The 21,270-nt window shown below is 64.2% G+C and carries 13 protein-coding genes; 5 read left to right on the top strand and 8 right to left on the bottom strand.

Features of this window, described 5'->3' with window-relative positions; all coding sequences use genetic code 11:
• The first annotated feature begins 32 nt into the window (after positions 1 to 32).
• Positions 33 to 2,831 carry a dermonecrotic toxin domain-containing protein gene (locus EGJ09_RS19870; RefSeq protein ID WP_125924607.1) on the top strand — a complete coding sequence of 933 codons (2,799 nt, stop codon included), beginning with the start codon at positions 33 to 35 and terminating at the stop codon, positions 2,829 to 2,831.
• On the opposite strand, the gene EGJ09_RS19865 is transcribed toward EGJ09_RS19870, so the two are convergent.
• The 8 genes from EGJ09_RS19865 to glnE form a co-directional block, all read right to left on the bottom strand.
• The gene (locus EGJ09_RS19865; RefSeq protein ID WP_125924606.1) at positions 2,792 to 4,234 is read right to left on the bottom strand and encodes a lipopolysaccharide kinase InaA family protein; all 1,443 of its coding nucleotides are present in this window, start codon (positions 4,232 to 4,234) and stop codon (positions 2,792 to 2,794) included. The two genes, EGJ09_RS19870 and EGJ09_RS19865, sit on opposite strands and share 40 nt — an antisense overlap.
• Positions 4,234 to 4,986 (bottom strand): lipopolysaccharide kinase InaA family protein, encoded by a 753-nt coding sequence (locus tag EGJ09_RS19860; protein ID WP_125924605.1) that lies wholly within the window; start codon positions 4,984 to 4,986, stop codon positions 4,234 to 4,236. Before EGJ09_RS19860 ends, EGJ09_RS19865 begins: the two co-directional genes overlap by 1 nt.
• Complete coding sequence (locus EGJ09_RS19855; RefSeq protein ID WP_046787532.1) at positions 4,983 to 5,717, bottom strand: lipopolysaccharide kinase InaA family protein; 735 nt, start codon at positions 5,715 to 5,717, stop codon at positions 4,983 to 4,985. Before EGJ09_RS19855 ends, EGJ09_RS19860 begins: the two co-directional genes overlap by 4 nt.
• A complete protein-coding gene (gene rfaP, locus EGJ09_RS19850; RefSeq protein ID WP_115273067.1) occupies positions 5,717 to 6,523 on the bottom strand; it encodes a lipopolysaccharide core heptose(I) kinase RfaP in 807 nt (268 codons plus the stop codon). The genes EGJ09_RS19855 and rfaP overlap by 1 nt, the downstream gene beginning before the upstream one ends.
• Positions 6,520 to 7,644 carry a glycosyltransferase family 4 protein gene (locus EGJ09_RS19845; protein ID WP_125924604.1) on the bottom strand — a complete coding sequence of 375 codons (1,125 nt, stop codon included), beginning with the start codon at positions 7,642 to 7,644 and terminating at the stop codon, positions 6,520 to 6,522. Before EGJ09_RS19845 ends, rfaP begins: the two co-directional genes overlap by 4 nt.
• Positions 7,644 to 8,702, bottom strand: a complete 1,059-nt coding sequence (waaC, locus tag EGJ09_RS19840; RefSeq protein WP_119687894.1) for a lipopolysaccharide heptosyltransferase I — start codon at positions 8,700 to 8,702, stop codon at positions 7,644 to 7,646. The genes EGJ09_RS19845 and waaC overlap by 1 nt, the downstream gene beginning before the upstream one ends.
• Complete coding sequence (gene waaF, locus EGJ09_RS19835; RefSeq protein ID WP_046787528.1) at positions 8,703 to 9,752, bottom strand: lipopolysaccharide heptosyltransferase II; 1,050 nt, start codon at positions 9,750 to 9,752, stop codon at positions 8,703 to 8,705.
• A 172-nt stretch (positions 9,753 to 9,924) separates the two neighbouring features.
• Positions 9,925 to 12,858 (bottom strand): bifunctional [glutamate--ammonia ligase]-adenylyl-L-tyrosine phosphorylase/[glutamate--ammonia-ligase] adenylyltransferase, encoded by a 2,934-nt coding sequence (glnE, locus tag EGJ09_RS19830; RefSeq protein WP_125924603.1) that lies wholly within the window; start codon positions 12,856 to 12,858, stop codon positions 9,925 to 9,927.
• Between the two features lie 383 nt (positions 12,859 to 13,241).
• Between glnE and aceE the strand changes: the two genes are divergently transcribed.
• The 4 genes from aceE to msrA all read left to right on the top strand — a co-directional run bounded on the left by aceE (position 13,242) and on the right by msrA (position 21,269).
• On the top strand, positions 13,242 to 15,887 hold the full coding sequence (gene aceE, locus EGJ09_RS19825; RefSeq protein WP_012316622.1) for a pyruvate dehydrogenase (acetyl-transferring), homodimeric type: 2,646 nt from the start codon (positions 13,242 to 13,244) through the stop codon (positions 15,885 to 15,887).
• Between the two features lie 13 nt (positions 15,888 to 15,900).
• Positions 15,901 to 17,544, top strand: coding sequence for a dihydrolipoyllysine-residue acetyltransferase (gene aceF / locus EGJ09_RS19820; RefSeq protein WP_125924602.1), 1,644 nt, complete (start codon positions 15,901 to 15,903; stop codon positions 17,542 to 17,544).
• Between the two features lie 260 nt (positions 17,545 to 17,804).
• Positions 17,805 to 20,495 (top strand): bifunctional diguanylate cyclase/phosphodiesterase, encoded by a 2,691-nt coding sequence (locus tag EGJ09_RS19815; RefSeq protein ID WP_119687898.1) that lies wholly within the window; start codon positions 17,805 to 17,807, stop codon positions 20,493 to 20,495.
• A gap of 105 nt (positions 20,496 to 20,600) precedes the next feature.
• A complete protein-coding gene (msrA, locus tag EGJ09_RS19810) occupies positions 20,601 to 21,269 on the top strand; it encodes a peptide-methionine (S)-S-oxide reductase MsrA (protein WP_046787525.1) in 669 nt (222 codons plus the stop codon).
• Position 21,270: the final 1 nt, after the last annotated feature.

Below are 21,270 nucleotides of genomic sequence, written 5' to 3'. Positions count from 1 at the left end.
CCGTTGCGCCTCCCTGACCGAAGGAGCGCAACATGCTACCGCTGGAACGTATCGAATTCGTCGACCAACAGATCATCGCCCTGCTGGCACAATTGCCAAGCCCCGACCGGCCGGGACTCACCCGTCAGCAGCTACAAGGCGAACTGGCTGAATACTGGGCAGCCTGCGACCCCCAGGGCCGCTCGCGCAGGGTCCGCCTGTGCGATCTGCGCCGCGCCCTGATGCATGCCGAGTTGACCCTGCGCCAGGGCGACCGGACCTTGCCCTCCGCCGAGGCCGATGCCCTGAGCCTGTGCCTGGACCTGCCCAACGCCTGGCAACGCCGGCCCCAAGCGATGGCCACACGTGCCCAGGTGTACCGCCTGGTCCTCAGCCGTAGCCAGCCCCACAGCCGAGCGGTGCTGCCAGGCATGTTCGTGGTCATCACCGGTAACGACGAGGCTGCCGAACTCACCCCGGAGCATGCCCGCGGGCCGGCGTTGCTGTGCGGCCTGACCCAAGGCATCGAGGCCTACGCCTCGCTGGCCGACTTGCACCTTGAGCTGTGCGAGCGCCTCGACGACCCACTGCAGGGCCCGCCACTGCTACGCCTGCTGGTCGATGGGGAGCGTATAGAGAACGCCGCCAAGGCCGACCGCCTGCGCTACGAATGGTATGCCGATGACCCGGTGCAAGCCCAGGTCGACACCCTGATCGAAGCGCAGCGCCTGCGTGTCAACCACGCTTGGACATCTGCCCATGGCGCCCTGGCACCCGCCGCCGAGACGCTGCGCAGGGCCCTGTCACTGGCGGCCGAAGTCGGCAAGCAAGCGTTGCTCGAAACGCGCTACGGCCTGCTGCTGGAAAAAAACCTGCCCAACTGGTTGAGCACGGCAGGGCCCCAGGCGCTTACGCACATCATGCAGACCATGCAACAACTGGTCGCCGCCGGCAATCGCATCGCCGCGCCAGGCATCCTCACCCTGGCGCAGTTTTGCGAGCAGCGCAGCTTGCAGGGCTGGGCCCGCGCGCGCGTAGAGGAACGCCTGCGCCACGATCATGGCCTGCGCTACGCAGCCGCCGACATCATGGTACATGTGGTGCACAGCCGTCAGGCAGGTCCGCAGCTGAACCCCTTCAACCCATCGAGCTACGTCACCTGGCGAGGTTTCGAGCGCGTCGGTGGGCAGTTGGTCGAGCTGACCCGGGAGAGCTACCCGCTGCACGAGCTGGCATTGCGCAACCTGAACTGGTTCGACTACGACTATTGGCTCACCGCCCGTGTAACACACGGTCACGACAAGCCATTACCCGAAACGCTGAACCCGGCCTACATCAAAGCGATGATCAGGCACCTGAATGTCGGCGGCAGCTATCATGCCTACCTGAAAACCCAGTTGATCGACTCCCCGGTCGGGGGCTGGAGGCTCAATGCCCATGCCCTGATCAACCGAGCCCGCATGCGCGCCGAGGCAGCCAAGGCGCGTTATGCCGGGCACCTTCGCGCCTTGGGTGAACAAGGCTACCGTTGGGTACGGCAGGTACTGGACTACCCGCACAACGCGCTCCGCCCGCCGGTGGACAACCAGCGCATCACCGTGCGCCAATTGACAATCCATGGCCATACCCTGCAAGGCGTTCTGCTGATCAATGCCGAAGGCTCCGGCACAGGCGCTTTCATCCTGTACACACCGGACGCACCCGACCGCCGCGCCTGGCGCGGGCTGAGCAATGCCCGCGAACTGATGCGGTTGCTGCGCAAACAACCCGCCCTGCGCGCCTACGTGGCGAGCCGCCTGCCCCTGCTGGCACCTGTACGCATCGATAAACTACTCAGCAAGGGCCGGCTCGGCCCCGCACTGCGCACCCCGGCAATTGAGGAAGAGCTGTTCTTCGCCTACTACATGGCAGAGGTGCGAGGCTGGTTGGCAGTGGTCGATGCCCAGAGCCGCACCACCGGGGAGGCAGATCTTCAGCAGGGCATCGATCTGGTATGGCGCCTGCTCGACCTGATCAGCCTGGGGCTGCCTGCCCCTGTACAGGTTCCCCTGGCCCTGGGACGCATGGTGATCGAAACCTGGGATGGTCTGGAAGCCTTCAGCGAGGATGATATCAACGGCGTGCTGACCCATACCTACAACGCCCTGAGCTATGCCAACGACGCCGGTACCAGCGTCGTCAGCACCGGCCTGATGCGCCGGATAATGCGTGGCATGCCAACGCAACCACCGTTGCCACTGCCCTCGCGCTACAGCATCACGCCTGCGCTAGAACACCTGCGCTACGCCATTGACGGTGTACACGGCGAAGGCGTGTTCGAGAAAGCATCAACGTTCGAAGGGCTGACTCAGTATTTCATCCAGGACGCCCACGGCCGGTATTACAAGGTCGCATTCGACGGCCACCGTTGGCGGGTCATCGACCCGACCCAACCGGACGCTTACCTGCAGCAGCCGGTCAAACGCCTGGCCAATGGCAACTGGGTCATCGACTCACCGGTGCTGTGGTACGACGGCTTGCCCGATCTGCCGCAGTTGTTGGCCAGCTGCCGCCTGCAGCCGCCGTTGGCGGGTGAGGTGGTGGACACGCTGGCAGGGCTGTGTCGGGCAGACGACCAGCTTTATCTGCAAACCCCTGCCGGGCAACTGCCAGTTCGCGCGCACCTGCTCGCCGGGCGCTACCACCTGTTGATTCCGCACGCCCGGGAAGCCGGCGTGGTGCCGTGGGCGATCCTGCGCTGGCAAGACCGGCAGTGGCGCATCCGCGTGCGCCAGGCAGGGCGCAGCAGCGATTGGCTGGCGCTGCCGGATGACTACTCGCCGAGCCGTGGCAACAACCGGTCGAGCCGCTGATGCAAGGCACTGCTGCTCGGCCAGTTGCGCAGCAGCCGCGCCCGATCACGGGCGTAGGCCGGGGCAAAGCTGAGCCCGGTGGCGTGCTGGCACATGGCGTCGAGGTCGATCAATGACCATTGGCCGTCGTGCCAGAACAGGTTGTGGCCCTTGAAGTCGCCATGGCTGATACGCTCGCGGATCAGTTGCTGCATCAGCTCCACCAAGGCATCGACTTGCTCTTCAGGCACCTCGCCGCTTTCCACATAAGGCGCGAAGCACGCGGTCAGGTCCGGGCCATCGACATGTTCAGTGACCAGGTACGCCCGGCTGCGCAGGCCCATGACGCGCTGCTCCAGCACCGCCAACGGGCGCGGCGTGGCGATGCCCAGGAACTCCAGGCGGTGGCCTTCAATCCAGGAGTGCCAGGCCCGGCTCGGGCGCCAGAACCGCTTGAACCAGTGCGCGGTGTTCTTGATGTTGTAGCGCTTGAGTACCAGTGAGCGCCCACCCACCTCGACACGCGCCACGCTGGCCGCGCCCCCTGTCTTGTACAGGTGGCCCTGGTCGATCAGCGTATCGGCCTGTTCCAGTACCGGCAGCATGGCCTGGACTTCGCCACGGCGAATCGCCCGCAAGCCCGAAAGGCTGCGCTCGACGCTGAACAGCGTGCACTCGCGGCCGGCCTTCTCCAGGTAATCCTTGAGGCGCCAGGTGCGCACCTTGTCCACCTGTTTCTGCAACGCTTCCATCGGCAACCCGTGCTCGGCATTGGCCAACAGGTAATGCACCAGCAGCTCTTCGATGAATGGCTCCAGGCGCTTGGGCAACTGAGCGAAGAACACCCCGAGGTTTTCCAGCACACGCGGGCGCGACAGTTGCTGGCCCGGCGTTTCGGCCTTGATGCCGGCGCCATCGATCAGGTACAGCTTGCCGCCGTGGCGCAACAGGTTGTCCAGGTGCAAATCTTCCTGCCAGAGGCCCTTGGCGTGCATCTGCGCCACTGCGGTCAGGGCTTCGCCCAGCACCAGGTGCTGTTCGTCGGCCAGCACCGGCAGGTTCGCCACCTTGTCCCAGGCATCGGCCAGGCTTTCGGCGCCGTCGAGGAACTCGAACAGCAGCCAGCCACCCTCACCTTCCTTGAGCCCGTCGGCAAGCAGCTTTGGCGTTGTCAGGCCCTGTTCGGCCAGCAACTTCACACCCTCCAGCTCACGCTGAAAATGGCGCGCAGCATTGCCGCCTACCAGCAACTTGGCCAACACCGGCGTACCTCGCCATACACCGGCACCGACATAGCGCTGGCCCGGCAATACGCGCAGCAGGCTGAGCAACTGCAGTTCGGCGTCGCCAGCGGCGTCGGCCAAGCTGACCGAGAGCGGCAGTAAAGGGCTGCGCCCGGCATCTTTCAATTCAGACAAACGCATCAGCGGGCCTCTTTTTCACGACGGCGTTGCGTCAGGCGTTGCAACCAGGTGCCAACCAGCACGCTGTCGGCCGGCTGGGCAAGATAGGTGGCAAGCAGCGCGCGCACGTTCACCTCGTTCCAGGCGCGGGCACGGCGCAGCAGCGGCTCCAGATCCTTCAGGCGGTCACGCATGCCGAACAACAGCGGCCGGGTCTTCTCCAGGTCGATCAATTGCGCGTCCCAGCCCTCGCGGCGTTGGCGCAGGAAGATGTGCTTGGGGTAGAAGCAGCCGTGCACCTGGCCGGCGCAGTGCAGGGTGCGCGCCAGCTGGCCACAGGCCTGGAGGATGCCGTTGCGCTCAGGGTCACTGAGCTGCGGCCACTGGCCCAGCAGGCTTTCCAGGTCGCTCCAGTCATCCAGGGCACGTGTCAGCAGTATCGCCCGATGCTGGCCTGCGTGCTTGCGCTCACCGTAGAACACCGCCTGCAGGGCCGGGATATGCAGCTTCTGGTAACGGCTGATGTTGCGGAACTCACGGGCGAAGGTCGGCTCGCCAAATGGGCGATGCAAGGTGCGGGTCAGGTAGTCGCTCTGGCGCTTGAGGTAATACCCTTTGCCCTCGAGCTCCAGGCGATAGACGCTGCTCCAGCCGCCACGGCCGGTATTGGGTTCGTCCACGGCATCGAGTTGCAGCGCCCACAGCGCTTCGAAGTCATTCAGGCCATGGCGTTTGAGCAGCGCGAGGTCCGCGCTGGCCAGGTAATCGGTCATTCCCTTCCCTCGAAGAAGCTCAGTACCTGACGGACCCGGCGCTTGTCGCGCGCATTCAGGCGCTGGCGCCCGCGGTACTGTAAATAGAAGCGCAGGCGCTGGGTCGCCGTCAGGTGGTATTTGGCGACCTTGTCCAGGCATGCCAGGTCCTTGATCAGCCGGTGGCGCCACATGAAGCCGCGCCAGAAGTCACCGGTCGGGCAGTCGATGAAGAATAGCGTGCCCTGGTCATCGACCAACAGGTTGCGCCACTTGAGGTCGTTGTGGGCGAAACGGTGTTCGTGCATGACCCGGGTATGGCGCGCCAGCTGTCGGCTGATGTGGTCGACCCAGGCACGATCAGCCAGGCGCGGATCATTGCGCTCAGCCAGCACCGACAGGTCTTCGGTGCGCGGTAGCTCGCGGGTGATCATCGCGCCGCGGCCAAATGCCAGGCCATTGCGCTCCAGGCCCCAGGCCACAACTTCAGCGGTCGGGATGTCCCATTTGGCGAACTGCTTGAGGTTTTGCCATTCGGCCTTGATGCGCGGCCGGCCCAGGTAACGGCGCATGTGCTTGCCGGCACCGGTGTACCGCTTGACGTAATAGTTGACCCCGCCACGCTCGACGCGGACCACCTCGCTGAGCGGGTCACGGGTCAGGCGTTCACCCTGCAGGGCAAACACCGCATCAAGGCTGCCGAAGTCCGCCGCCAGGTGTTCGTAGCCTGGCGCCAGTGTCCAGCCCGCCATCAGAGTGCGTCCCCATAGCGTTGTTTGCGATCGTAGAGTTTCTGCGCCTTGCGATCGAGCCAGGCCAGCAGCGCGGCCTCCTCGCTGAGGATCTGACGCAGCGGGCGCTGGAAGTAACCGCGCAGGAAACGCAGCTTGTCGCGCCGGGTCAGGCCGATATCCAGCGCCGAGAAGTACAGCGCGGCCAGGTCCTTGTCCCGCCAGCGGCGGCTGATTGTCGCCCGGGTCTGGGCGCGGTGCAGGTCGATTACCGACAATTTGAAGTCTTGCGCCGTCACCGGGCGGTCGGTGTGCAGCAGGAAGTGGCAGATGTAGCAGTCACGGTGGTTGACCCCGGCGCGGTGCATGCCGCCGGTCATCTTCGCCACTTCGGCGATCAGCGCGCGCTTGAGCGCCGGCTCAGGCGGCTGCTTGACCCAGTCGATGCTGAAGTCTTCCAGGCTGATGGTCGGCGCCAGTTCTTCGGTGACGATGAACGAGTGCTGCGTGGCCGGGTTGCTGCCACGCTCGCCATAGGCCACTGCGGTCATGGTCGGTACGCCGACTTCATGCAGGCGCTCGATGGCCCGCCATTCCTGCCCGGCACCCAGCACCGGAAGCTTGGCGGTGAGCAGGTTCTTGAAGATTTCGCCCCAGCCAATGCCACGGTGGATCTTGACGAAGAAACCTTCGCCATCGACCTCGGTGCGCAGCGTGCGGCGGCCTTCTAGCTCTCGGTACACCTCGCCTTGCAGGGCTTCCACGGCATCGAAGGCATCACGCCCGGCCCACAGGCGCTTGAACGGTTCGGCCAGGATCAGCTTCATGCGCTCTCCTGCCCCAGAATAACGTCGGCAGCGTGCTGCGGCATGCTGTAAAGGTCGGCGGTTTCGGCAAAGGCCAGCCCGTTGCGCGACCACTCGGCACGCGCCTCTGGCGCTTCGAGCATGCGCTGCAGGTAGCCGTTGAGCTGTTCCTGCTCGAACGGCTCGTCCAGCACCAGGCCGCTGTCGGCCTCGGCAATGTAATGGGCGTAGCCGCAAACTTTGGAAACCAGCACCGGCAAGCCAGCCACCAGCGCCTCGAGCAACACCGTACCGGTGTTCTCGTTGTAGGCCGGGTGGATCAGCAGGTCGGCACCCAACAGGAAGCGCGGGATATCACTGCGGCCCTTGAGGAACTGCACCTGTTCGCCCAGGCCCAAGGCTGCGCTCTGCAGCTGGAACACCTTGGGGTCGTCCTGGCCGATGACCATCAGCCGGGTGCGCTTGCGCAGAGACGCTAGCAGCGCGGCCAGGGCCTTGAGGCTACGGTCGACGCCCTTGGTCTTGAAGCCCGAGCCGATCTGTACCAGCAGCAGGTCATCATCGCCCAGGTTGAACTCCTTGCGAAACTCCGCGCGGATCTCGGCGGCATTGGCCGGCGCACGGCGGTCCTGGGAAATGCCGGGCGGCAACAGGTGGAAGCGTTCAACGGGGGTGCCGTAATGCTTGATGAACAGCGGTTGCTGCACCTCTGAAATCATCAGCACTTCGGTGCGTGCATCTTTGGCGAACACGGCCCGCTCGTACTCGGCAAAGTGCCGGTAGCGGCCCCAGCGGCGATACAGACCGCCACGCAAGGTCTGGGCCTTGTCCTCGAAACAGGCGTCGGCCGCGTAATACACGTCCAGGCCCGGCATCTTGTTGAAGCCGATCAACCGGTCTACCGGGCGCTTGGCCAGATCGGCTTCCATCCAGGCAGTGAGTTTTTCGTTGCGACGGTGATTGAACAGCGCCTTGACCGGCGCCACCAGCACTTCGAAACCGGGCGGAATGTCGCCTTCCCAGATCAGCGTGTAGACACGGATCTGGTGGCCCCGCTTCTGGCATTCCAGGGCAATGCGCATGAAATCGCGCTGCAGCCCGCCGAAGGGGAAATATTTGTAAAGCACGAAAGCCAGTTGCATCAACGGACATCCTCAGCCAGCAGCAACGCGCTCAAGCGGCTCGCCACATGCTCTGGATTCAGGCGAGTGAAGCACAATGGCCACTCGCGTTTGAGATCGAACCGGCGCAGGTCGTCGGCGCTCGGTTTGTAGGTGCACTTTTTCTGCAGGCACGGTGCACAGGGAAAATCGCTGGCCTGGTGGACCTGCACACGGCCATAGGCGCCAGTCAGGCCCGGGTTGGTCGGGCCGAACAGCGAAATGGTCGGCACATCAAGCGCTGCGGCCAAGTGGCCCAGCCCAGTGTCCACCGCCACACAGGCCTTTGCCGCCGCCAGCACGCGGGCAACGCCGGCAAGGTTCAATCTGGGGAGCACCTGGCAGTTGTTCAAGCCTTGGGCAATACGCTCGGCGCGGTCTTTCTCGGCCTGGTTGCCCCATGGCAGGCATACCTGCAGCCTGCTGCGGCCCAGCCGCTCAGCCAGCTCTCGCCAGTAGGCCTCGGGCCAGTGCTTGGTCGCCCAGGTAGTGCCGTGCAGAAACACCACATACGGCGCCGCCGGGGGCAGTTGCAGGCGGTCCAGGTCCAGGCCGTAGTTGCCGATGCCTTCGGGCAGGTCATAGGCCAGCGCCATGGCGAACAGCTGGCGCACGCGCTCTACCGCATGCTGGCCGACGGCGACCGAAAGGCGCCGGTCATAGAAGCGGCTGGCCAAGCCTTCACGCGCCGAGTAACGGTCCAGGCCGGCCACCGGCGCCTTGACGTAGCGGGTCAGCCAGGCCGACTTGACCAACCCCTGGGCATCGATCACCAGGTCGTACTTGCGCTCGCGCACGCGTTGCTTGAACGCCTTCCACTCGCCGCTCTTGATGGTCTGCCAGACATTCTTGCGCCAGCGCCGAATGGCCACCGGTATCACCTGGTCGACCGCCGGGTGCCAGCTGGGTATCTCGGCGAAGCCTTCTTCCACCACCCAGTCGAAGCGGATGCCCGGGATCGCATGGGCGGCATCGGTGAGCGCCGGCAGAGTGTGGATCACATCACCCAGCGACGAGGTCTTGATGATCAGTACCCGCACTTACTCGACCTCGGCCACGGTATCGATCAGGTTCGGCCCACCCAGGCTGTGCAGGGCGGCGATGACTTTGCCAGGCTCCAGCAGACGCAGGCAGTTGTAGTGGCCGAATCGGCAGGTGCGGTCGAAGCATGGGCTGCACTCGATGCCGGTGCGCACGATCTCGACCTGCTCGGCCAACGGCGGGGTAAAGCCCGGCGAAGTCGAACCATAGACGGCAACCAGCGGGCGGTTCAACGCCGCCGCCACGTGCATCAGCCCGGAGTCGTTGGACACCACCGCGTTGGCACAGGACATGAGGTCGATCGCCTCGGCCAACGAGGTTTCGCCCGCCAGGTTATAAGATTCTTCACGCAAACCCGGGATCAGCCGGTCGCGGATCTGCTCGCCGACCGGGTGATCGTTCTTCGAGCCGAACAGCCACACCTGCCAGCCCTGGCGAATCATGGCGTCGGCAACGCTGGCGTAGTGCTCTGCCGGCCAGCGCTTGGCTTCACCGAACTCGGCACCTGGGCACAGCGCAAGCACCGGGCGGTCCAGCTCCAGGCCGAACTTGGCCAGCGCGGCCTCACGGCTCGGCGCCTGGATCTGCAGCTCAGGCCGCGGATAAGGCTGCGGCAGCTCGGCACCCGGCGCATAGGCCAGTGCCATGAAGCGCTCGATCATCAGCGGGTAACGCGCCTTGTCCAGCTTGCGCACATCGTTGAGCAGGCCGAAGCGCATTTCGCCACGCCAGCCGGTGCGTTTGGGAATGCCGGCAAAGAACGGCACCAGCGCCGACTTCAGCGAGTTGGGCAGCAGGATCGCCTGGTCGTACTGGCCGGCCAGGGACTTGCCGATGCGCCGGCGCGTAGCCAGTTCCAGCGCGCCATGGCCGAGCGGGAAGCTCAAGGCCTGACGCACTTGGGGCATGCGCTCAAGGATCGGCCGGCTCCACTCGGGTGCCAGCACATCGATCACGCAGTCGGGATGCTGCTGTTTCAGGCACTGGAACAAGGTTTGCGCCATCACCATGTCGCCGACCCAGCTGGGGCCAATGATCAGTATTCTCATGCTTAGTCCAGAAAAACTCGGGGAGGCTGCAGGCTGCGGTACAGCCTGGCCTCCCCTCTTTATATTCAGGCTATGTGGCGGACAGTGTAACACCGGTGGTGGAACATCGGCCTTTAGGCCCCTGTGGAGCGGCCTTGCGCCGCGAAAGGGCCGCAAAGCGGCCCCAACAATCTCATGCCAATCCCAGTTCACCCCAGATCCGCCGCACCTCGCGGCGCTCATCGGCAAACTGCGCCGCATCGATCACCCCGGCCTGCTTCTGCAGGGCCTGGCGGTGCGAGGCTGAGCGAAACGCCTTGTACACTTCACGCAACAACACCGCATCGCTGGCCGGCATCAAGCCCGCCTGCTCCAGCTCTTCCAGAATGCGAATGTTATCGGTCCAGCGCAGTATGGCCGGATGGTCGTGGGACCAGGCCAAAGCGGCGTATTGCACCATAAATTCGATATCGACGATACCGCCGGCATCCTGCTTGATATCGAACGCCACGCCTGCATCGAAGGCATTGGCCGCAGTGCCCGCGGCGGTGGCCTTGGTGCCGAGGTTGTCGCGCATCTTGGCGCGCATTTCGCTGACCTCGCTGCGCAGCTTTTCCAGGTCGCGGGCCTGGCCCAGAACCTTGGCGCGCACACCCTCGAACGCTGCCGCCACCTGCTTGCAGCCCACCAGCACGCGGGCGCGCACCAGGGCCTGATGCTCCCAGGTCCAGGCTTCGTTCTGCTGGTAGCGCTCGAACGCGCCCAGCGAGCTGACCAGCAGCCCCGCCGCGCCCGAAGGCCGCAAACGCATGTCGACGTCATACAGCTGGCCGGAGTTGGTTTGCGTGGTCAGCAAATGGATGATGCGCTGGCCCAGGCGCGTGAAGAACTGCGCGCTGTCGATCGGCTTGGCGCCATCGGTTTCCGCCTGCGGGTCGCCGTCGTGGATGAACACCAGGTCCAGGTCCGAGCCGTGGCCCAGTTCCAGGCCACCCACCTTGCCGTAGCCGAGGATGATGAAGCCCGGGTCGCACAGGCTGCCGTCGCTGCGTTTGGGCTGGCCGTGGCGCGCCACGGTCTGGCGCCAGGCCAGGGCCAGCACCTGGTCGAGAATGGCTTCGGCCAGCCAGGTCAGGTAATCGCTGACTTTCATCAACGGCAGGTTGCCGCTGATTTCGGAGGCTGCCACGCGCAGGCTGTGGGCCAGCTTGAAGTGGCGCAAGGCCTCCATCTGTTGTTCAAGATCGTCCTCGGGGATGCGCGTCAGCCGCTCGCGCAGCTCGGCGGCCAGCTCCGGCGCCAGCGGCGGGCTGAACAGGCGGCCTTCATTGAGCAACTCATCGAGCAGCAATGGGTAACGGGCGATCTGCTCGGCGATCCACGGGCTGGCGGCACACAGGGTCAGCAGGCGGCGCAAGGCCCCCGGGTTTTCAGTCAGCAGCACCAGGTAGGCCGACCGCCGCGCCACAGCTTCGACCAGCGGCAGTACACGTTCCAGCACCAGGTCCGGGTTGTCATGCTCCACCGCCTGGGCCAGCAGGCGTGGGATGAAGGCATCCAGACGCTCACGGCCGATACGCTGCATCGAGCGCAACTGGGGGCTGGCACGCAGCCCCGCCAATCTGCGCAAGGCTTCGGCGGGTTGCTTGAAACCGGCCTCTTCCAGCTGGCGGCCGGCGGCTTCCTCATCCTGCGCCTGCTCCCACAAGGGCGACCACTCGCCGCCAACCACCAGGTCACCCTCGCCTTCATCTTCATCCGGGTCGGCGATGACCTGGCGGAAGTGCCAATCGACACGGCCGCGCCAGTGCATCAACTGGTCGTGGAAGCTCTGCCAGCCGCTAAAGCCGAGCATATAGGCCACGCGCTCACGGTCGGTCTCGTCATCAGGCAGCATCTGTGTCTGGCGGTCGGCAATGGCCTGGATGGCATGCTCGGTATAGCGCAGGAACTCATAGCCTTCACGCAGCTCCGCCACCACCGCCGGCGGCAGGTAGCCTTGGCCCTCCAGGGTCGCCAGCACTTTCAGCAATGGCCGCTGCTGCAGGCTCAGGTCACGCCCGCCATGGATCAGCTGGAAGGCCTGGGCGATGAACTCCACTTCACGAATACCACCTGCGCCAAGCTTGATGTTCTCGGACATGCCCTTGCGCCGCACCTCCTGCTGGATCAGCTGCTTCATGGTACGCAGCGCTTCGATCGCCGAGAAATCCAGGTAACGCCGGTACACGAACGGGCGCAGCATCTCCTGCAGTTGCGCGCCTGCCGCCTGGTCGCCGGCCACCACCCGCGCCTTGATCATCGCGTAGCGTTCCCAGTCGCGGCCTTGGTCTTGGTAGTACTGCTCCAGGGCATTGAAGCTGAGCACCAGCGAACCGGCCGAGCCGTAGGGGCGCAGGCGCATGTCGACGCGGAACACGAAGCCATCGACGGTGACCGGGTCGAGCGCCTTGATCAGGCGCTGACCCAGGCGGGTGAAGAACTCCTGATTGTCCAGCGAGCGCTTGACCCCTTCGGTCTCACCGCCTTCGGGGAAGGCGAAGATCAGGTCGATATCCGATGACAGGTTGAGCTCGACCGCCCCCAGCTTGCCCATGCCCAGCACCACCATATGCTGCGGTTCACCGCTGCGGTTGCCGATAGGCGTACCGAACTGCTGGCAGTGGCGCGGATACAGCCATTGATAAGCTTCGTCGATCGCCGCGTCAGCAAGGTCGGACAGGTCGCGACAGGTCTCGCCCAGTTCGGCCTGGCGGGTGATATCACGCCAGATGATGCGCAACTGCTGGCGGTTGCGCTCGCGGCGCAGGTTGCGTGCCAGCTCTTCTTCACTCGACGCCGCCTGGGCCGCTGCCGCGATCTGCCCACGCAGCTCGCCCGGCGCATACCGGCGGTCCATCTCGCCGCTGGCCAGCAGGGCAAACAGCATCGCCGGCTCACGCTGGGCCAGGCCGAGCACGAAGTCGCTGGCGGCGGCCACCTGGTCGAACTGGTGCTGGTGAGCCGGGCTCCAGGCGGTCGGATCGAGCGCCGGGTGGCTGTTCAGGGCATCGAGCAGAAACTGCCGATTACGGGCGACCAGCGGTTGCAGGGAGGCAGGCAGTTCGAGCGGCAAAGGCAGGCGCATGGTCTATCCTTGATCGGCGTGAAAGTGAGAGTAAAAAGCGGCCACGAGGAAACCGGACCCCGGTTGGACTGTCGTACAAAAGTTGGAAATAGCTGAAAAAAACGAATCATTGGCATGAAACATCAAGAATCACCCGCTCGCAGCACAACGCCAACCAACATGAACGTTTTTCCTCACAAGCCAAGGTGCGACCAAACGTCGCATTTGTGTAGTTTTACTACTACCCCGACCGTGCAAAAGCATGAAATGCGAAAGCAAATGTAGTAAAACTACACGCCGCCGGGTCACACTCCGGTAATCCAAGAATTCACGACGTCTGCCCATAAGGCCAGTCGCAAACTCAGGCCCCCGATTCTGGTGGCCTTTCCGCCCTGGAGCAAGCCATGCAAGACCTCGATCCAATCGAAACCCAGGAATGGCTGGATGCCCTGGAGTCGGTCCTCGACAAAGAAGGCGAAGACCGCGCTCATTACCTGATGACCCGCATGGGCGAGCTGGCCACCCGCAGTGGCTCCCAGCTGCCATACGCGATCACCACGCCATACCGCAACACCATCCCTGTCACCCACGAAGCACGCATGCCTGGCGACCTGTTCATGGAACGCCGCATTCGCTCGATGGTGCGTTGGAACGCGCTGGCCATGGTGATGCGCACCAACCTGAAGGATTCGGACCTGGGCGGCCACATCTCCAGCTTCGCCTCCAGTGCCACCCTGTATGACATCGGCTTCAACTACTTCTTCCAGGCCCCGACCGAAGAACACGGCGGCGACCTGATCTTCTTCCAGGGCCACGCTTCGCCAGGCGTTTACGCCCGTGCCTTCATGGAAGGCCGCATCAACGAAGAGCAGATGAACAACTTCCGCCAGGAAGTGGACGGCAAAGGCCTGTCTTCGTACCCGCACCCATGGCTGATGCCTGATTTCTGGCAGTTCCCGACCGTTTCCATGGGCCTGGGCCCGATCCAGGCGATCTACCAGGCGCGCTTCATGAAGTACCTGGAAGCCCGTGGTTTCATTCCGGCCGGCAAGCAGAAAGTCTGGTGCTTCATGGGCGACGGCGAGTGCGACGAGCCGGAATCCCTCGGTGCCATCGCCCTGGCAGGCCGCGAGAAGCTGGACAACCTGATCTTCGTCATCAACTGCAACCTGCAGCGCCTCGACGGCCCGGTTCGCGGCAACGGCAAGATCATCCAGGAACTCGAAGGCGTGTTCCGTGGCGGCGGCTGGAACGTCAACAAAGTCGTCTGGGGCCGTTTCTGGGACCCACTGCTGGCCAAAGACACCAACGGTGCCCTGCAGCGCCGCATGGACGAAGTCATCGACGGCGAGTATCAGAACTACAAAGCCAAAGACGGCGCGTACGTTCGTGAGAACTTCTTCAACACGCCAGAGCTCAAGGCCATGGTCGAAGACCTGTCCGACGACGAGATCTGGAAGCTCAACCGTGGCGGTCACGACCCGTACAAGGTCTATGCGGCCTACCACCAGGCGGTCAACCACAAAGAGCAACCGACTGTCATCCTGGCCAAGACCATCAAGGGTTACGGCACCGGTGCTGGCGAAGCCAAGAACACCGCACACAACACCAAGAAGGTCGACGTCGACAGCCTGCGCCACTTCCGTGACCGCTTCGACATCCCGGTCAAGGATGCCGACCTTGAAAGCCTGCCGTTCTACAAGCCCGAAGAAGGTTCGGCCGAAGCCAAGTACCTGGCCGAGCGCCGCGCAGCCCTGGGTGGCTTCGTACCGCAGCGCCGTGCCAAGAGCTTCAGCGTGCCGACCCCGCCTCTGGAAACGCTGAAAGCGATCCTGGACGGCTCGGGCGACCGCGAAATCTCCACCACCATGGCCTTCGTGCGTATCCTCGCGCAGCTGGTCAAGGACAAGGACATCGGCCAGCGCATCGTGCCGATCATCCCGGACGAAGCCCGTACCTTCGGTATGGAAGGCATGTTCCGCCAGCTGGGTATCTACTCGTCGGTCGGCCAGCTCTACGAGCCAGTCGATAAAGACCAGGTGATGTTCTACCGCGAAGACAAAAAGGGCCAGATCCTCGAGGAAGGCATCAACGAAGCCGGCGCCATGTCGTCGTTCATCGCTGCCGGTACCTCGTACAGCTGCCACAACCAGCCGATGCTGCCGTTCTACATCTTCTACTCGATGTTCGGCTTCCAGCGTATCGGCGACCTGGCCTGGGCCGCTGGCGACAGCCGCACCCGTGGCTTCCTGATCGGCGGTACCGCCGGCCGTACCACCCTCAACGGTGAAGGCCTGCAGCACGAAGACGGTCACAGCCACATGATGGCGGGCACCATCCCGAACTGCCGCACCTATGATCCGACCTACGGCTACGAGCTGGCGGTGATCATCCAGGACGGCATGAAGAAGATGACCGAAGAGCAACAGGACATCTTCTACTACATCACCGTGATGAACGAATCCTACCAGCAGCCAGCCATGCCGGCCGGTGTCGAGGAAGGCATCATCAAGGGCATGTACCTGCTCGAAGAAGACACCCGCGAAGCCGCGCACCACGTTCAGCTGATGGGCTCCGGCACCATCCTGCGCGAAGTCCGCGAGGCCGCGAAGATCCTGCGTGAAGAGTTCAACGTCGGTGCCGACGTGTGGAGCGTCACCAGCTTCAACGAACTGCGTCGCGACGGCCTGGCCGTGGAACGCGCCAACCGCCTCAAGCCTGGCCAGAAGCCTCAGCAGACTTACGTCGAAGAGTGCCTGGCCGGTCGCAAAGGCCCGGTCATCGCCTCCACCGACTACATGAAGCTGTTCGCCGAACAGATTCGCCAGTGGGTGCCGAGCAAAGAGTTCAAAGTCCTGGGTACCGATGGCTACGGTCGCAGCGACAGCCGCAAGAAGCTGCGTCACTTCTTCGAAGTCGACCGCCACTTCGTGGTGCTGGCTGCCCTGGAAGCCTTGGCTGACCGTGGCGAGATCGAACCGAAGGTGGTGGCCGACGCCATCGTCAAGTTCGGCATCGATCCGGACAAGCGCAACCCACTGGACTGCTGAGGAGTATTTTTAAGTGAGCGAACTCATTCGCGTACCTGACATCGGCAGCGGTGAAGGTGAAATCATCGAGCTGTTCGTCAAGGTCGGTGACCGTATCGAGGCTGACCAGAGCCTGCTGACCCTGGAGTCCGACAAGGCCTCCATGGAAATCCCGGCCCCCAAGGCCGGTGTCATCAAGGAACTGAAGGTCAAGCTGGGCGATCGCCTGAAAGAAGGCGACGAGCTGCTGGTCCTGGAAGCCGAGGGCGCCGCTGCGGCGCCCGAGGCTCCAGCCGCCGCACCTGCCCCGGCCGCAGCTGCGGCTGCTGCCGAAAAGCCGGCTGCCGAAGCCGCCCCTGCGCCGGCTGCAGCCCCTGCTGCCGCCAGCGTGCAGGACATCCACGTGCCGGACATCGGCTCGTCGGGCAAGGCCAAGATCATCGAAGTACTGGTCAAGGTCGGCGACACCGTCGAAGCCGACCAGTCGCTGATTACCCTGGAGTCTGACAAGGCCTCCATGGAGATCCCTTCGCCCGCCGCTGGCGTGGTCAAGGAAGTGATCGCCAAGCTGGACGACGAAGTCGGCACTGGTGACCTGATCATCAAGCTGGAAGTCGCCGGCGCCGCCGCGCCTGCTGCGCCAGCGCCTGCCGCTGCTGCACCGGCCAAGGCTGAGGCTGCTCCGGCCGCCGCGCCTGCTGCCGCTGCCCCAGCTGCTGCCCCTGCACCGGTCGCTACCGCACCGGCTGCCGGCATCAACGCCAAGGTTCACGCAGGCCCTGCTGTTCGCCAGCTGGCCCGCGAGTTCGGCGTAGAGCTGGGCGCGGTCACCGCGACCGGTCCGCACGGCCGTATCCTGAAAGAAGACGTGCAGGTCTACGTCAAGTCGGTGATGCAGAAGGCCAAGGACGCACCGGCAGCTGCTGGCGCGACCGGCGGCCCCGGCATCCCGCCGATCCCGGTGGTGGACTTCAGCAAGTTCGGTGAAGTGGAAGAAGTGGCAATGACCCGCCTGATGCAGGTCGGTGCCGCCAACCTGCACCGCAGCTGGCTGAACGTGCCGCACGTGACCCAGTTCGACTCCGCCGACATCACCGAGCTGGAAGCCTTCCGCGTTGCGCAGAAGGCCGTGGCCGAGAAGGCTGGCGTCAAGCTGACCGTGCTGCCACTGCTGCTCAAGGCCTGCGCCTTCCTGCTCAAGGAACTGCCGGACTTCAACAGCTCGCTGGCGCCAAGCGGCAAAGCCGTGATCCGTAAGAAGTACGTGCACATCGGCTTTGCCGTGGACACCCCGGACGGCCTGCTGGTCCCTGTGATCAAGAACGTCGACCAGAAGAGCCTGCTGCAACTGGCTGCCGAAGCCGCGGCCCTGGCCGAGAAGGCGCGCACCAAGAAGCTGTCGGCTGACGACATGCAGGGCGCCTGCTTCACCATCTCCAGCCTCGGCCACATTGGCGGTACCGGCTTCACGCCGATCGTCAACGCGCCCGAAGTGGCGATCCTCGGTGTGTCCAAGGCAACCATGCAGCCCGTCTGGGATGGCAAGGCCTTCCAGCCCAAGCTGATGTTGCCGCTGTCGCTGTCCTACGATCACCGTGTGATCAACGGCGCAGCCGCCGCGCGCTTCACCAAGCGCCTGGGCGACGTGCTGGCGGATATCCGCACCATGCTGCTGTAACACGCAGCCAGCCTGCCCTCCTTCAAGGGGGCAGGTACCCTTTTCGAGCTGCCACGCTCGTACCTCAACCCCGCCAATTGGCGGGGCTTTTTTTGCCTGCAGCGGCCCCCGTTTTTCAGCAGTCCTAAGGATTCCCGCCCCGCAGCCGAAAACATATACATGACATCCCTCATGGCCGCTTGCCAGCCTCCGGGACATGATGCAACCTTGCCAGATGCGCCGCCGCCCAGGCCGCGTCACCCTCTTCAAGCGAGTCTTCGATGAAAAGCCAACCCGATGCCGCCAGCCGTGTGGCGGCCGAGGTCGTCACGCAGCTTCCCGTGCCTTCACGGCTCGGCATGCTGCGTTTCGAAAGGCTCAACGAAGCCACCTGGGCAATGCTTTACCTGGACCCGGCCTGCGAACGCCAGTTCGGCCTGCAGGCCTCCCAGCTGTGCGCGCTGATCGATTCGCCGTACGCCAGCCTGATGGAGCCTGAAGCCCGCTACCGGCTGCACGACGAGATCCAGCGGCAACTGAGCACTCGCGGCTACTATCGTGTGCGCTACACCCTGCACGCCCAGCCGCGCTCGCTGCGTCTGCTCGAAGCGGGTGAAGCCTACAAGCAGCACAATCGCCAGCTGTTACGCGGCTTTCTGACGGTACTCGACGACCAGCCTGAAGACGCTGTCGAAGTGGACGCCGACGACCTCGAATCGCGCAACAGCCGCCTGCAACTTGCCCTGCAACTCAACCAGCGCGCCCAGCAGGAGCAGTTGGAACACCTTGAGCGCGTACGCAGCCAGCAGGACCTGATCCTGCGCCTCGCCCGCCAGCGCTACAGCGCGGAAAACTCGCTGCTCGAAGCCGCCCAACTGATTACCCGCAGCGCCTGCGAGATCTACAAGGTGGACTGCGCCAGCATCTGGCATCTGGAAGACCAACGCCTGGAGCCGATCAGCGCCTGGTTGCGCAATGAGCAAGTGCATCGCCTGCCCGAAGCGATCGATGCCAGCCGCTTCCCCGATTACCTCGACGCCCTGCACGCCAGCCGCGCCATCGATGCCCACAACGCCAACCACGACCCGCGCACCCGTGAACTGGCCGAGAGCCTGTACGCCGACAACAATGCCATGCTCGATGCCAGTATCCGCGTCGATGGCCAGGTGGTTGGTGTGCTGTGCCTGGAGCAGACTGGCCAGCCGCGGGCCTGGCAGTCGGACGAAATCGCCTTTGCCGGTGAGTTGGCCGACCAGTTCGCCCAGGTCATCACCAACCATAACCGGCGTACCGCCGCCAGCGCCCTGCACCTGTTCCAGCGTGCGGTGGAGCAAAGCGCCAGCGCCTTCCTGCTGGTGAACCGCGACGGCGTGGTGGAGTACGTCAACCCCAGCTTCACCGCGATCACCCAGTACAGCACCGATGAGGTGCAAGGCCACCACCTGGCAGAGTTGCCGGCGCTGGAGAACCTCAGCGAACTGCTGTTCGATACCCCGTCGAGCCTGGCCATGGGCAACAGCTGGCAGGGCGAATTCAAAAGCCGGCGCAAGAACCTTGAGCCCTACTGGGGCCAGCTGTCGATTTCCAAGGTGTATGGCGACAACCGTGAGCTGACCCATTACATCGGCATCTACGAAGACGTCACCCAGACCAAGTTGGCCCAGCAACGCATCGAGCGCCTGGCCTACACCGACAACCTGACCAACCTGGGCAACCGCCCGGCGTTCATCCGCAGCCTTGACGAGCGCTTCGCCCGCGATGCCCAGAGCCCGATCTGCCTGCTGCTGGTGGACATCGACAACTTCAAGCGGATCAACGACAGCCTTGGCCACCAGACCGGTGACAAGCTGCTGATCAGCCTGGCCCGGCGCCTGCGCAACAGCCTCAGCGTTGGCGGCGTGCTGGCCCGCTTTGCCAGTAATGAATTCGCCGTGCTGCTCGACGACACCAGCCTGGAAGACGGCCAGGGCGTCGCCCAGCAACTGCTGCGCACCCTCGACAAGCCGATGTTCGTCGACAACCAGCTGATCAACGTCACCGCCTCGGTTGGCCTGGCCTGTGCGCCGCTGCACGGCAGTGACCCGACCACCCTGATGAAGAATGCCGGCCTGGCCCTGCACAAGGCCAAGGCCAACGGCAAGCACCAGGTACAGGTATTCACCGAAGTGCTCAATGCCGAAGCCAGCTACAAGCTGTTCGTCGAGAACAACCTGCGCCGCGCCTTGACCCAGAACGAGCTGGAGGTGTTCTACCAGCCCAAGCTGTGCCTGCGCAGCGGCCGCCTGCTGGGGCTGGAAGCACTGCTGCGCTGGAACCACCCCGAGCGCGGCATGATCCGCCCGGACCAGTTCATCAGCGTGGCCGAAGAAACCGGCCTGATCATCCCCATCGGCAAGTGGGTGGTGCGCCAGTCGTGCCGCATGAGCCAGCAACTGCGCGAGGCCGGCATGGGCAACCTGCACGTGGCCATCAACCTGTCGCCCAAGCAGTTCTCCGACCCCGACCTGGTGGCTTCGATCGCCTCGATCCTCCACGAGGAAGCCCTGCCTGCGCACCTGCTGGAGCTGGAGCTGACCGAGGGCCTGCTGCTGGAAGCGACCGAGGACACCCACCGTCAGCTCGACGAACTGAAGGCATTGGGCCTGACCCTGGCCATGGATGACTTCGGCACCGGTTATTCGTCGCTGAGCTACCTGAAGAAATTCCCGATCGACATCATCAAGATCGACCGCAGCTTCATCAACGAAATCCCCGACAACCAGGACGACATGGAGATCACCTCGGCGGTGGTGGCCATGGCCCACAACCTCAAGCTCAAGGTGGTGGCAGAAGGGATCGAGACGCCCGAGCAGCTGGCCTTCCTGCGCCGGCACCGTTGCGATGTGGGCCAGGGGTATCTGTTCGACCGGCCGATCCCGGGCCGGGAGCTGGCCGAAAGACTCAAGCGCTATCCGCGCGGTCCGATGGCCTGACAGCTGCGTAATCCTCGGGCACTATAGAGCCCATTCGGGCCTCATCGCCGGCAAGCCGGCGATGAGGCCCACACCTGTCCAACTGAAAAACACAGAGGAACGGCCATGGTCCTGCGTTCGGAAATCCTGGTGAACAAAAACGTCATGCCAACCGCGGAGCAGGCCCTGCCTGGCCGCGAAACGCCAATGTCCCTGCCCGAGTTCCACTACGTATTCAAAGACACCCCACTGCTCGGCCCGTTCTTTGAAGGCAGCATCGACTTCGCCATCTTCGGCCTGGGTTGCTTCTGGGGCGCCGAGCGCCGCTTCTGGCAGCGTGAAGGCGTGGTCAGCACCGTGGTCGGCTATGCGGGCGGCTTCACCCCGAACCCCACCTACGAAGAAGTCTGCTCGGGCCTGACCGGCCACACTGAAGTGGTACTCGTGGTGTTCGACAAGGACAAGGTCAGCTACCGCGAGTTGCTGGCGATGTTCTGGGAACTGCACAACCCGACCCAGGGCATGCGCCAGGGCAACGACGTCGGCACCCAGTACCGCTCGGCCATCTACTGCACCTCGCCACAACAGCTCGAAGAAGCCAACGCCAGCCGCGACGCCTTCCAGGCCGAGCTGAACAAAGCCGGTTACGGCGAGATCACCACCGAAATCGACCAGGCGCCGACCGTGTACTTCGCCGAGGCCTACCACCAGCAGTACCTGGCCAAGAACCCGGACGGCTACTGCGGTATCGGCGGCACCGGCGTGTGCCTGCCACCCAGCCTGCAAGGCAACTGAG

The organism is Pseudomonas sp. p106 (assembly GCF_003936645.1).
GTDB classification, from domain to species: domain Bacteria; phylum Pseudomonadota; class Gammaproteobacteria; order Pseudomonadales; family Pseudomonadaceae; genus Aquipseudomonas; species Aquipseudomonas putida_E.
The sequence above is the reverse complement of the archived record's forward strand: the minus strand, read 5'-3'. Positions and strand labels throughout refer to the sequence as shown.